The organism is Pseudarthrobacter niigatensis, assembly GCF_030812615.1.
GTDB classification, from domain to species: domain Bacteria; phylum Actinomycetota; class Actinomycetes; order Actinomycetales; family Micrococcaceae; genus Arthrobacter; species Arthrobacter niigatensis.
Genome location: NZ_JAUSTB010000005.1, coordinates 329,126 through 341,544 on the forward strand (window position 1 = coordinate 329,126; position 12,419 = coordinate 341,544).

General features: G+C 65.7%; 11 protein-coding genes. 6 read left to right on the forward strand and 5 right to left on the reverse strand.

Going from position 1 to position 12,419, the window contains the following annotated elements:
* Positions 1–85: 85 nt before the first annotated feature.
* A complete protein-coding gene (locus J2T23_RS10420) occupies positions 86–268 on the forward strand; it encodes a YegP family protein (RefSeq protein WP_141159380.1) in 183 nt (60 codons plus the stop codon).
* A gap of 8 nt (positions 269–276) precedes the next feature.
* Here the strand turns inward: J2T23_RS10420 and J2T23_RS10425 are convergent, their stop codons facing one another.
* From J2T23_RS10425 to J2T23_RS10435, 3 genes are read right to left on the reverse strand one after another with little or no spacing between them, the layout of a single operon-like run.
* Entirely contained in the window at positions 277–954 is a 678-nt protein-coding gene (locus J2T23_RS10425) for an NUDIX hydrolase (RefSeq protein ID WP_307359715.1), read from the reverse strand.
* Positions 951–1,745 (reverse strand): endonuclease III, encoded by a 795-nt coding sequence (nth, locus tag J2T23_RS10430; protein ID WP_307359718.1) that lies wholly within the window; start codon positions 1,743–1,745, stop codon positions 951–953. The genes J2T23_RS10425 and nth overlap by 4 nt, the downstream gene beginning before the upstream one ends.
* 44 nt (positions 1,746–1,789) lie before the next feature.
* The gene (locus J2T23_RS10435; protein ID WP_141182439.1) at positions 1,790–3,205 is read right to left on the reverse strand and encodes a hypothetical protein; all 1,416 of its coding nucleotides are present in this window, start codon (positions 3,203–3,205) and stop codon (positions 1,790–1,792) included.
* A gap of 408 nt (positions 3,206–3,613) precedes the next feature.
* Here J2T23_RS10435 and acs point away from each other — a divergent pair, with 408 nt between their 5' ends.
* Together acs and J2T23_RS10445 are read left to right on the forward strand one after the other, a co-directional pair.
* Positions 3,614–5,632 carry an acetate--CoA ligase gene (gene acs, locus J2T23_RS10440; RefSeq protein ID WP_141182440.1) on the forward strand — a complete coding sequence of 673 codons (2,019 nt, stop codon included), beginning with the start codon at positions 3,614–3,616 and terminating at the stop codon, positions 5,630–5,632.
* Positions 5,633–5,726: 94 nt separating this feature from the next.
* On the forward strand, positions 5,727–6,488 hold the full coding sequence (locus J2T23_RS10445; RefSeq protein ID WP_141159376.1) for a DeoR/GlpR family DNA-binding transcription regulator: 762 nt from the start codon (positions 5,727–5,729) through the stop codon (positions 6,486–6,488).
* Positions 6,489–6,532: 44 nt separating this feature from the next.
* Here the strand turns inward: J2T23_RS10445 and J2T23_RS10450 are convergent, their stop codons facing one another.
* Positions 6,533–7,555 carry a LacI family DNA-binding transcriptional regulator gene (locus J2T23_RS10450; protein ID WP_307359723.1) on the reverse strand — a complete coding sequence of 341 codons (1,023 nt, stop codon included), beginning with the start codon at positions 7,553–7,555 and terminating at the stop codon, positions 6,533–6,535.
* Between the two features lie 14 nt (positions 7,556–7,569).
* A complete protein-coding gene (locus J2T23_RS10455; RefSeq protein ID WP_307359725.1) occupies positions 7,570–8,772 on the reverse strand; it encodes a Gfo/Idh/MocA family protein in 1,203 nt (400 codons plus the stop codon).
* Between the two features lie 182 nt (positions 8,773–8,954).
* Between J2T23_RS10455 and J2T23_RS10460 the strand changes: the two genes are divergently transcribed.
* The 3 genes from J2T23_RS10460 to J2T23_RS10470 all read left to right on the forward strand — a co-directional run bounded on the left by J2T23_RS10460 (position 8,955) and on the right by J2T23_RS10470 (position 12,255).
* Positions 8,955–9,887, forward strand: coding sequence for a carbohydrate ABC transporter permease (locus tag J2T23_RS10460; RefSeq protein WP_141159373.1), 933 nt, complete (start codon positions 8,955–8,957; stop codon positions 9,885–9,887).
* 10 nt (positions 9,888–9,897) lie between these two features.
* Positions 9,898–10,821 carry a carbohydrate ABC transporter permease gene (locus tag J2T23_RS10465; protein ID WP_141182443.1) on the forward strand — a complete coding sequence of 308 codons (924 nt, stop codon included), beginning with the start codon at positions 9,898–9,900 and terminating at the stop codon, positions 10,819–10,821.
* A gap of 90 nt (positions 10,822–10,911) precedes the next feature.
* Positions 10,912–12,255, forward strand: coding sequence for an ABC transporter substrate-binding protein (locus J2T23_RS10470; RefSeq protein ID WP_307359727.1), 1,344 nt, complete (start codon positions 10,912–10,914; stop codon positions 12,253–12,255).
* The last annotated feature ends 164 nt before the right edge of the window (positions 12,256–12,419 follow it).

The window sequence follows — 12,419 nt, forward strand, 5'->3', positions numbered from 1 at the left end:
GGCGGAGGTTACAGTCAAAAGCGGTGACTGAAACAGACCGGTCCACACGCTGATGCAACGACGCATAACAGGGAGGTCCCCGTCCATGGCGGGAAGATTTGAAATACACCGCACAGGCGACGAGTCGTACCGGCTGCGGCTCACCGACGCCGAGGGCAACACGGTTGCCGTTTCGCCCACCTTCAGGTCCCTGCCCATGCTCCGGGACGGCATCAAGGCCATGCGCGAAAACGCCGCCACTGCCATCGTGGTGGACCTGCGCCAGTAGGTCGAAACCTAGACCCCCATGGGGTGGAGCCGGTTCCGGTCCCAGGGAACCGACCAGCCCAACTGGTCGAAGAGGCCGCTCAGCACGATGCCGGTGAAACCCCACACCACCACGCCGTTGACGGTGAACGCGGGACTGTCGAAGGTGCGGCCTGCGCGGTGGACGGTGGCCATCACCCGGTTGTCCGGGTCCAGCAGGTCCCGGACCGGTACGCGGAACACCTGTGCGGATTCGCCGTAATCCACCACCCGGACCGGTGAGGGGGCCTGCCACCAGCCGAGGACGGGCGTCACCAGGAAGTTGCTGTGCGCCAGGCCCAGTTCCTGGAGCGCTCCGAGAACTTCAACCCCGCCGGCATCAAGCCCTGTTTCCTCTTCGGCTTCCCGCAGGGCAGCCGCTACCGGAGTTTCGCCCGTGTCGATACCGCCGCCGGGAAATGCCACCTGGCCCGGGTGGGAGCCCAGGGTGTGGGCGCGTTCCAGGAGCAGGACGTCGAGGTCCGCCGGGGCGAGCGGCTTACCGGACTCGGCGGGGACGTCGTCAAGGACGCCGAAAAGCATCAGGATGGCAGCCCTGCGGGCCCGTGCCGCGTCAACCGTCAGCGCCGCCCAGCGTGGATCCGGGGGCCCGGCCGTTCCGGTTTCGGCGCGCCGCACCAGCTCGGCGAGGTCTTTGCGTGCGCTCACGGGGTCCTCCTTTGGGAAGCCATCCGGATTTCCGCGGCGCGGTGCTGCTCTGCCAGGTACTGCTCCAGCAGCTCCTCGCTGCCGGGGGCCAGTTCGTACTTAAGGAGCTTGGCTGCCTTGATGGGGTCGGTTTCGCCCAGCCCGTAACTGGGGCACCAGGTGGCCACGGGACAGGCTCCGCAGGCGGGTTTCCGGGCGTGGCAGACGCGGCGGCCATGGAAAATCACCCGGTGGGACAGCATGGTCCAATCCCTCCGTTCGAACAGCTCCGCCACGTCCTGTTCGATCTGCACGGGATCCTCCGACTGCGACCAGCCAAACCGCTTGGCCAGCCGGGCAAAGTGGGTGTCCACCGAGATGCCGGGGATGCCGAAAGCGTTGGCAAGCACCACGTTGGCCGTTTTGCGCCCTACACCGGGCAGCGTGACCAGTTCCTCCATCCGGCCGGGTACTTCGCCGTCGAACTCGTCCACCAGCCGCGTGCACAGTGCCTGGACGTTCTTCGCCTTGGCACGGAAGAACCCGGTGGGCTTGAGGATGGCCTCAAGTTCCGTGGGGTCCGCCTCTGCCAGTGCCCGTGCGTCAGGCCAGCGCGCGAACAGCACCTTGGTGACCTGGTTGACCGTGACGTCGGTGGTCTGGGCGGACAGTACAGTGGCCACGAGCAGTTCGAACGGGTTCCGAAAGTCCAGTTCCGCGTGGGCGTACGGGTATTTCTCGGCCAGGGCCCGGTGGATGCGCCGCGCCCTCCGCTTCAGGGCGAGGACTGATTCGGACGAGACCACAGGCATCCCCGTGGCCTGGCCGGTCTTGGTGCGGGCCCCGGCCACCTGCGTCAGCCGCGCTCGATGTTGCTGAGGTCGCGCAGGACGCCCAGCCGTCCGTCAGTGTGCTGGACCAGGAACTCGTGGCCGCGGTCCTCGAGCGCCAGCACCCAGCCGCCGGGCTCGATCACAAAGGCGGGCGCACCGGTGCGGGGGTCGAAGGCAGTGCGGTGCTGGGCCACGGCAAACCAAAAAGCCTCGTGGACCGGCTGCCCGTCTGTTTCATCGTGGCGGCTTGCCGGGTCCACCGTTGCCCCGATGGGCTGTTCGGCACGGACCTGCTGGTGTACCGCGGTGGCCGCGGGCGGCTCCCATGCGGCCTGCGGAGCATTGGTCGCCGGGATGTCCCCGTGCCGTGTCTCGCCGGCATCCGGAACAGGGGCAGGGCGGACGACGTCGGCTGCCTGGGTGGGCGGCCCGGCCTCCACATCGGGGGCAGGGCGGACGACGTCGGCTGCCTGGGTGGGCGGCCCGGCCTCCACTTCGGGGGTCTGTTCGGATGTTTCGGGGGCGGGCGCGGTCGGTGCGGACCCGGCAGGCCCGTGGGCACCGGAAACGGCAGCCGCGGCACCGGCTCCTGCAGCTCCGGCAGTTCCCGCGTTTGATGTCCCGGCGGCAGCCACCGGAACGGCCGCGGTGGCGGGCGCATGTGCCAAGCGGACAGGTTCAGGGCTTGGGCTGGCGGATCCGGGCTGGACCGCGGAGGACCCGGAACCGGCGCCTCCGAAGACGCCGGCACCCTTGATGCCGCCGCCCTTTGACTGGCTGGGACCCGGCTCCGGCTTGGGCGCCTTGAGTGCCCTGCGCGTCGGGACCGCCGCTTCCCGTGCCACCACGTGCGCCGGCGCCTCTGGCCGGTCCTTGAAGTCGCCTGACAGATATGGCAGGAAGCGGCCCAGGACTGTTGCGGCGAACAGCACCAGCGAGCCGATCAGGCCGACCAGCAGGCTGGTCACGTAGCCGCCCGCAATGGACAGGAAGAAGAAAGCCACGGCGAAGGAGGCCACCACGGAGGCGAATTGGTCGATTGAGAGCGAACCCACCCGGATTTTGGTCGCGGGGGCGAGCCTGCGCGCGGCGAACAGCGCACTGGCGATCAACGGCAGGATGATGCCCAGTCCCAGGAAGAACAAATTGTTCAGGTTCCACAGGTTGTAGCGGGTGCCAAAGAGGGGCAGCAGGGACGCGACGAACAGGATCAGCGTGCCGGCGAAGACAGCCAGGTCCCGCACTGTAAACGGGCCCAGAACCGCCTGGTGGGCGTGGGGGTCGATCTTCCCGGAGGCAGCCTTTGGTCCTGCAGCCTGTCCCGTTGCCGCGTTACCGGCGGGGGTCGGGTGCCCTGGTCCGCCGGCGGCGGATCCGGAGCCTCCGGGACCTGTCCCGGCGTCCGGGGCCGTTCGCTGGCCGAAGCTCTGCTGGTTCATTCTGCTCTCCTTAGCGTGGCGGCACCGGGCCCGGTCCGGACCCGAAAAACTGTGCCGTCTTGACATGCGGTCCTGCCCCGGCCGGGCACTGTTTATGCCTGGGCGGGGCGGCCCAAAGTGAAGTCACAATTCCATCTCAGCCTAGTCAACAGCCTGGCTGATCACTAGCTGGAGGGGGCCCGGAGGGGACAACTGGAAGTAACGAAGACGCCATTCACCGCTTAAAAAATGCCGCTCGCGGTCGTCTTTGTGACGGGGAGCACAGGGGGTGCGTGGCAAGCATTAGGCTAGTTTGCGGAACAGCTCTTTGCGGTATGTCCGCCCGGCTGGCGCCCAGTGCCGTGCGAACGGAGGGCCCTGCGGAGGTGGCGTTCCGCGCGGCGACGATCGATGAATGATGAGGTTCACATGTCCCAGGACACCCCAAGCTCCACGGCCACCGTTCCGTCCGCTTCCGCCCAGCCGGCCGGCCACGGCCATCAGGGCGATGCCTTCGCGAACCTGCTGCATGAAACCCGGGCTTTCCCGCCCTCCCCGGAATTCGCGGCCGACGCCGTTGTCACCGCCGCCGAGTACGGGGAAGCGGATGCCGACCGGCCGGCATTCTGGGCCAAGAAGGCCCGGGAACTCCTGACCTGGAACAAGGACTTCACCCAGGCGCTGGACTGGTCCAATCCGCCTTTCGCCAAGTGGTTTGTGGGCGGGGAACTCAACGCCGCCTACAACGCCCTGGACCGACATGTCGAGGCCGGCAACGGGGACCGTGTGGCCATTTACTTCGAGGGCGAACCCGGCGACACGCGGACCTACACGTACGCGCAACTCACCGAGGAAGTGAAGAAGGCGGCCAACGCGTTCGAATCCCTGGGCGTGGCCAAGGGAGACCGCGTGGCCGTGTACCTGCCCATGATCCCGGAGGCCGTGATCACCTTGCTGGCCTGCGCCCGGATCGGGGCGGTGCATTCGGTGGTGTTCGGCGGTTTCTCCGCCGAAGCACTGCGTTCGCGGATCGATGACGCCGAGGCCAAGCTCGTCGTCACCGCCGACGGCACCTACCGGCGGGGCAAGCCCAGCCCGCTCAAGGCCGCCGTCGACGATGCCCTGGCCCACGACGGCCATACGGTACAGAACGTGGTGGTGGTCAAGCGCAACGGCCAGGATGTGGACTGGGCCGAGGGCAGGGACCACTGGTGGGCTGACACGGTCGACTCCGCCTCCGCCGAGCACGTTGCGGTGGGCCACGACTCCGAGCACCCGCTTTACATCCTCTACACCTCCGGGACCACCGGGAAGCCCAAGGGCATCCTGCACACCACCGGCGGCTACCTCACCCAGGCGGCCTACACCCACAAGGCAGTCTTCGACCTGCACCCTGAGACGGACGTCTACTGGTGCACGGCCGACGTCGGCTGGGTCACCGGGCACTCGTACGTCGCCTACGCGCCGCTCATCAACGGCGCCACCCAGGTCATGTACGAGGGCACCCCGGACTCCCCCCATCAGGGCCGTTGGTGGGAGATCGTGGAAAAGTACAAGGTCTCCATCCTCTACACCGCCCCTACGGCCATCCGTACCTTCATGAAGTGGGGCTCGGAGATCCCCGCGAAGTACGACCTCTCTTCGCTCCGCGTGCTCGGCTCGGTGGGCGAACCGATCAACCCCGAAGCCTGGATGTGGTACCGCAAGGTCATCGGCGGCGACAAGGCACCCATCGTTGACACCTGGTGGCAGACCGAAACCGGTGCCCAGATGATTGCCCCGCTGCCCGGCGTGACGGCCACCAAGCCCGGTTCGGCCCAGGTGCCGCTGCCCGGTATCGCCGTGGACGTCGTCGACGAGATGGGCGAGTCCGTCCCGAACGGGCACGGCGGTTTCCTGGTGATCCGCGAGCCCTGGCCCTCCATGCTGCGCGGGATCTGGGGTGATCCGGAGCGCTTCAAGGAAACCTACTGGTCCCGTTTCGAGAACATGTACTTCGCCGGCGACGGTGCCAAGCGGGACGAAGACGGCGATATCTGGCTGCTGGGCCGGGTGGACGACGTCATGAACGTTTCCGGGCACCGGCTCTCCACCACCGAGATCGAGTCCGCCCTGGTGAGCCACCCCGCCGTGGCGGAGGCCGCCGTCGTGGGTGCAACGGACGAAACCACCGGCCAGGCCGTCGTCGCGTTCGTGATCCTCCGTGGCGACGCCGCGAACAACGGCGACGCCACCGTCCAGGAACTCCGGAACCACGTGGGCAAGGAAATCGGCCCCATCGCCAAGCCGAAGAACATCCTGGTGGTACCGGAACTGCCCAAAACCCGTTCCGGCAAGATCATGCGCCGCCTCCTCAAGGACGTTGCCGAAGGCCGCGACCCGGGCGATGCCACCACCCTGTCCGACCCGACCATCATGCAGCAGATCGCCGCGTCACTCCGGAAGTAGTGGCATCAGACTGACGACGGCGCCGCCCTCCCCGGGCGGCGCCGTCGCCGTATGCTGGAGCAAACCCGTATCCCCGGTAAAGGAACCCGTTCACATGCTTGCAGCCGCCCGACACCAGGCCATCGTGGACGCTGTCCAGCGGGAGCGGGTGGTCCGGATTTCGGACCTGGCCGCACAGCTGGGCGTGTCCCTGATGACCGTGCGGCGGGACATTGAGCAGCTCGAAGAGGGCGGGAAGCTGGAGCGTATCCACGGCGGCGCGAAACTGCCTGGGGACGCCAGCACGCATGAACCGGGTTTCGAGCTGAAGTCCACGCAGTTGACCGCGGAGAAACGGGCCATTGCCGTGGAGGCGGCAGGCTTGGTCCACGAGGGCATGGCGGTTGGATTAGGCGCCGGCACCACTACGTGGGCCCTGGCCCGGGAGCTGGCCGACGGTCCCCGCATTACCGTGGTGACCAACTCGATGCGGATTGCGGATCTCTTCCACCCCGGCGGGTCCACCGTGATCCTGATCGGCGGCGAGCGCACGCCGTCGGACGCCCTGGTCGGGCCCATCGCTACGGCAGCCCTCAAGCAGCTGCACCTGGATGTCCTTTTCCTGGGCGTTCACGGCATGGACGCCCAGGCCGGGTTCACCACGCCAAACCTGCTCGAAGCCGAAACCGACCGCGCTTTCGTGGCAGCCGCCCGCCGGACAGTGGTTCTGGCTGACCATACCAAGTGGGGCCTGTTGGGTATCAGCTCCATCGCCGCATTTGATGACGTGGACGAGGTCATTAGCGATGAAGGCCTCAGCGCCGAAGCCAGGCGCGTCCTGGGCGAACGCTCGAAGCTGCGCGTGGTCCCCGTATAGCACGGCTACGCTGACCCGCGCCGCATGTTGCCGGTCCTACTGTCTTATGGGCAGCCGCAGGACTGCCGGACGTGGAGCTTGGTGGGGAAGATGGCGTGTTTCGGTTTTCCTCCGCGCCGGGCTTCCACCAGGGCATTCACCGCGGCTTCGGCCATCGCAGCCACGGGCTGCTCCACCGTGGTCAGGGGCGGCCAGGAGTATTCGGCCTCAATCGATCCGTCGAAGGACACCACGGCGATGTCCCCCGGAATTGCCAACCCTGCCTCGTGGACGGCCCGGAGCAGACCCACTGCCTGGGTGTCCGACGTGGAGAAGATGGCCGTTGGCCGGTTGACCGAGGCCACCAGCCGCTGGCCTGCGGAATAGCCGCCGGGCCAGGTGAAGCCGCTGTAGACGACAGGTCCTTCGGGCAGCCCGGCTTCCTGCAGGGCCTGTCGCCAGCCCACCTCACGACCGTCCATGCTGCCCGAAACGTTGGTGCCCATAGCCAGTCCAATGTTCGTGTGCCCGTGGCTGATGAGGTGCTGGACAGCAATCCGGGCTCCGGCAGCCAGGTCAACGCCGATGCTGTTGAAACCTGGGGCAGCCCGCTCCTGGTTCAGCAGTACGGCAGGGATGTCCGCAGTCTCCAGTGCTTCAAGGTCGGGTTCAAAGAGGACGCTGGCCAGCAGCACTCCATCTACCTGGCGCGCGGCAAGATTGCGGATGTTGCGCCTCTCCTTGGCCAGGTTCCCGTCCGAGTTGCTAAGGACCAGGGCGTACCCCAGATCCGCGGCGGCATCCTCGACAGCGTGGGCGAGCAGGGAGAAGAACGGGTTGGTGTTGTCCGGGATGATGAGCCCCAGGGTCTCGCTTGACCCCAGCTTGAGTGCCCGGGCCGCCGCGTTGGGCCGGTAGCCGAGCACGCGGATGGCATCCTGGACTTTAGCTTCGGTGGCGGGTGCCACCTTCTTGGGGCCGCCATTGACCACATAGCTGACGACGGCGGTGCTGACGCCGGCATAGCGCGCCACGTCCTTGCGCGTCACAGGGCCGCCACGGGGAGCCTTTACTGCCGGTGATGTCATGGTCTCCATGCTAGCTACGAGTCGGCCGGAGCATCGCCGAAGTCGCGGATGGGGAGCCGGGCGCCATTTTGCCGGGCTGATTCGTGAGCCACAATCCCGGGAAGGGTGAAGCGGGCGGCAACCCATGCATTCACAGGCGGCAGAGTCCGGTTGTTCACCGCGGTGACGAAGTCGTCCACCAGGAAATGGTGGCTTCCCTCATGGCCGTTGGGGGCGCCGCGGAACTCGGCGGGCAGCCGCTCGGCATCATGGACCGGGGCGAGTCCCGATACGAAGGCGTCCCGGAGTTCCGGGGCGACGTTGGCCAGCGACGGATCGTCCAGCGGAATGCTTGGCCGGGTTTCCATCTGCTCGGAGATGTCGTGGACGTCCTGTTTGTCCTGCCACACGGTGACCTTGGCGAGCTGCTCAAAGCTGGCCTCGGTGCCGAAGAACCGGAACCTGGATTCGCGGATGTGTGACGGATAACCGACGCGACGCATTTCGTTGGTGCGCATCACGCCGCCGTCGTTCAGTTCGAAGAGCGCCGTGGCGTTGGAGAAGTCATTGCCGAACATGCTGACGTCCTTGTCGAATACCCCGTCGTCCCGCTGGTCCTTGACGCCCACGCAGCTGACGCTGACGGCGTGCGCCGGGATGGCCCCCAGCACCCCGCCGATCGCATGGGTGGGGTAGAGCATTGGCGGGTAGCTTGCCGTCTCCTTCCACCGCTCGCCCCCGCTGTACTGGTAGGCGTCATAAAAGCCGAGGTCCATGTCGTGGACGTAGTCGCCTTCGGAGTAGAAGACCCGGCCAAACCTGCCGGCCGCCTGCTGTTCGCGAGCATACACGGTGGCGGGGTTGTAGTAGCTGGTCTCACCCATCATGTACACCTTGCCGGTGTCCCGGACGGCCTGGATGATGCGGGCGATCTCCTCTTCGGCAACCGCCATGGGCACGGCTGAGTAGACGTGCTTGCCGGCGCGGAGAGCACGCTCCACCAGGGGTCCGTGCGTCCAGCGCTGGGTGAAGACCGCCACGGCGTCGACGTCGGAGGCCAGAAGGGCGTCAAAGTCGGGCACGACGCCGGCAAGATCCAGCCTTCGGACCACGGATTCAGCCCGCTCCGGCAGCTCGTCCACAACATAGACCGCACTGACGCCGGGATGCAGGCTGAACAGGTGTGCGAACTGGCTGCCGAACTGGCCCGCGCCCACGATGCCGATGGAGAACGTCATTGTTTGCCTTCCGATTGAAGTTTCTCCGAGTGTTTCACCCGCATCTACTCGAGTCAATATCCAGTCACTGGCGTAATTGCCCTGGTTTTGAAACATTGAAATAAGCCCTTGCCGTCCAATATCTACTCGTGTAGATTTCTTTCCAGCCTGTTACTTCCATCACACTCAGGAAAGGGTCGACGATGACCACCCTTACCAGGAACGCCAGCCCGGCAGTGCACGCAGCGCACCGGCCGCTGAAGCGCCGGGGACAGAGCGACCTGAAGATCGCATTGTTCTTCATAGCCCCGGCGATGATCGGATTTATCGTTTTCTACCTGGTGCCCACCCTGCGGGGCATCTACCTCAGCTTCACCGAATACAGCATCCTCGGCGACCCGACGTGGATCGGCAGCGCCAACTACGAGGCCATCGCCAAGGACCCCCTGTTCTGGAATGCGCTGGCAGTCACCGGGCAGTACGTCCTGATCAACATCCTCCTCCAGACCACGCTCGCGCTGGGTCTTGCACTGCTGATGCACCGGGTAGCCAAATCAACCGTGATCCGCGGCGCGCTCCTGCTGCCGTACCTGATGGCGAACGTGATCGCCGCCCTCCTCTGGTTCTGGCTCCTGGACTACCAGATCGGCATCGTCAACTACTTCATCGATGCCATCGGCCTGCCCAAGGTGGCATTCTTCGGCAGCGAGGAATGGGCCATCCCCACCCAGGCCCTCATCAACACCTGGCGGCACATGGGCTACACCGCCCTGCTGTTGTTCGCCGGCCTGCAGGCCATTCCCAGCCACGTCTACGAGGTGGCCAACCTGGACGGCGCCTCGCCCTGGCAAACATTCCGCAAGATCACCATGCCGCTGCTGCGGCCGGTGCTCGCGTTGGTCCTGATTGTCACCGTCATCGGTTCCTTCCAGGTGTTCGACACCGTTGCCGTCACCACCCTGGGCGGACCCGTCAATGCCAGCCGGGTGCTGCAGTTCTACATCTACCAAAAGGCCTTCACGGAATCGGACTTCGGCTACGGCTCCGCCCTGGCGGTCATCCTCTTCGTCATCCTCGCCCTGGTGGCCTTCATCCAGATGAAGTTCCTCAAGGGCAACGAATCAGACCTGGATTAAGGACACTTCCATGACCACCGCAAAAGTCTCCGCACCCGCCCGGCCCGCCACCCGCCGTCGCCCGTTCAACTGGCGCCGCACCGCCGCCTGGTTCCTTGTGGCCATCGCTGTGGCCGTCTCGGTCCTCCCGTTCTACTGGATCCTCCGGACGGCACTGTCAACCAACGGGGCCTTGGCCGGCAACGCCACCAACCTGCTGCCCGCAGAATTCAGCCTGGGCGCATTCCAGCGCGTCTTCGGCCTGCAGTCCCCCGAAGACGCAGTGGCCCAGGGCGGATCCGGCGCGCAAATCGACTTCTGGATCTACCTGCGCAACTCCGTGCTCTTTGCCTCCATCACCACCACCGGGGCCGTGTTCTTCAGCGCCATGGCGGCGTACGCTTTCGCCCGGCTTCGCTGGCGGGGACGGAACGCCGTTTTTAGCCTCTTCCTGGCCACCATGATGGTGCCGCCGATCTTCACCGCGCTGCCCAACTTCCTCCTGATCAAGAACCTGGGCCTGCTGAACACGATGGTTGGCCTGGTGCTGCCCTATATCTTCATGACCCCCTTCGCCATCTTCTTCCTCCGCCAGTTCTTCCTGAACATGTCCCGCGAAGTTGAAGAAGCAGCAATGCTCGACGGCGCCAAGCACCTGAGGATCTTCTTCCAGATCATCCTGCCCAACGCCGCAGCCCCGCTCGCCACCCTGGCGCTGCTCACCTTCATCGGCCAGTGGAATGAATACTTCTGGCCTCTACTGGTGGGCCAAGACGAATCCGTCCGCGTCCTCACCGTCGGCCTGGGCGTCTTCAAGTCCCAGTCGCCCCAAGGTGCACCGGACTGGTCCGGGCTCATGGCCGCAACCTTGGTCTCGGCCCTGCCGGTCCTGATCCTGTTCGCCGCCTTTGGAAAGAAGATCGTCAACTCCATCGGCTTCTCCGGCATCAAGTAGGACCCCTCCCCTCGTAATTCCCCCCTCCCGGCGCGCGCCATGGCGGCGTGCCCTGAAGCACACCCTGAAGCACACCCTGAAAGGACCCCCATGAACAAGAAGAAAGCACTCGGTTCCCTCGCTGCAGCCGCGGCCGCCGTCCTGGCACTCTCTGCCTGCGGAAGCGGTGGCTCCGCCGAAGCCGGCAAGGGCGAAATCAATTACTGGCTCTGGGACGCCAACCAGCTCCCGGCCTACAAACAGTGCGCCGACGACTTCCATAAGGCCAACCCGGACATCACTGTCAAGGTCACCCAGCGCGGCTGGGACGATTATTGGGGCACCCTGACCAACGGTTTCGTGGCAGGCACCGCCCCGGACGTCTTCACCGACCACCTGGGCAAGTACCCGGAATTCATCAAGAACAAGCAGCTGCTCGCCCTGGATGACGCGGTCAAGAAGGACAACATCGACACCGGGATCTACAACTCCGGCCTGGCGGACCTCTGGGTGGGCCAGGACGGCAAGCGCTACGGACTTCCCAAGGACTGGGACACCATCGCGCTGTTCTACAACACCAAACTTGCCGCGGACGCCGGCGTCACCCCGGAGCAGATGGCCAACCTGACGTGGAATCCCCAGGACGGCGGTTCATACGAAAAGACCATCGCCCACCTGACTGTGGACAAGAACGGCAAGCGCGGCGATGAGCCCGGCTTCGACAAGAACAACGTTGCCGTCTACGGGCTCGGCCTCAATGGGTCCGGTTCCGGCCAGGGCCAGACCGAATGGAGCTACCTGACCGGCACCACCGGCTGGACGCACACGGACAAGAACCCGTGGGGCAAGCACTTCAACTACGACGACCCCAAGTTCCAGGAAAGCATCGACTGGTTCGCCGGGCTGGTGGAGAAGGGCTACATGCCCAAGCTCGAAACCACGGTGGGCGCCAGCATGGCCGATACGTTCGCCGCCGGCAAGTCCGTCATCAACGCCAACGGCTCCTGGATGATCGGCCAGTACACCGGCTACAAGGACGTCAAGGTGGGCATCGCCCCCACCCCGGTGGGTGTCAACGGCAAGCGCGCCAGCATGTACAACGGCCTGGCGGACTCCATCTACGCCGGCACCAAGAAGCCCGAGGCCGCCATCAAGTGGGTCGAATACCTCGGCTCCGCCGCCTGCCAGGACGTGGTGGCTTCCAAGGCCGTCGTCTTCCCCGCCATCAAGACCTCCGCAGACAAGGCCGTGGAAGCCTTCAAGGCCAAGGACGTGGACGTCACCCCCTTCAGCCAGCAGGTCAAGGACGGCACCACGTTCCTCTACCCGATCGCTGACAACGCCGCGAAGGTTGACGGCATCATGAAGCCGGCCATGGACTCCGTGGTCTCAGGCAAATCCAAGGCGAGCTCCCTCACGGCCGCCAACGACCAGGTCAACGCCCTCTTCAAGTAACCCCCGCACGTGGCTGCGTATGTGGTCGCAGCCACCCGGCCGGGGGGGGGCCGGCCCCCCCCCCGGGGGCGGGCCCCCCCCCCCCCCCCCCCCGAGTTTAAATTTTGGGGGTGGTGGCAGCCGCCAAACAGAACAAACTAACAAAAATAGAAATTTTACAATTG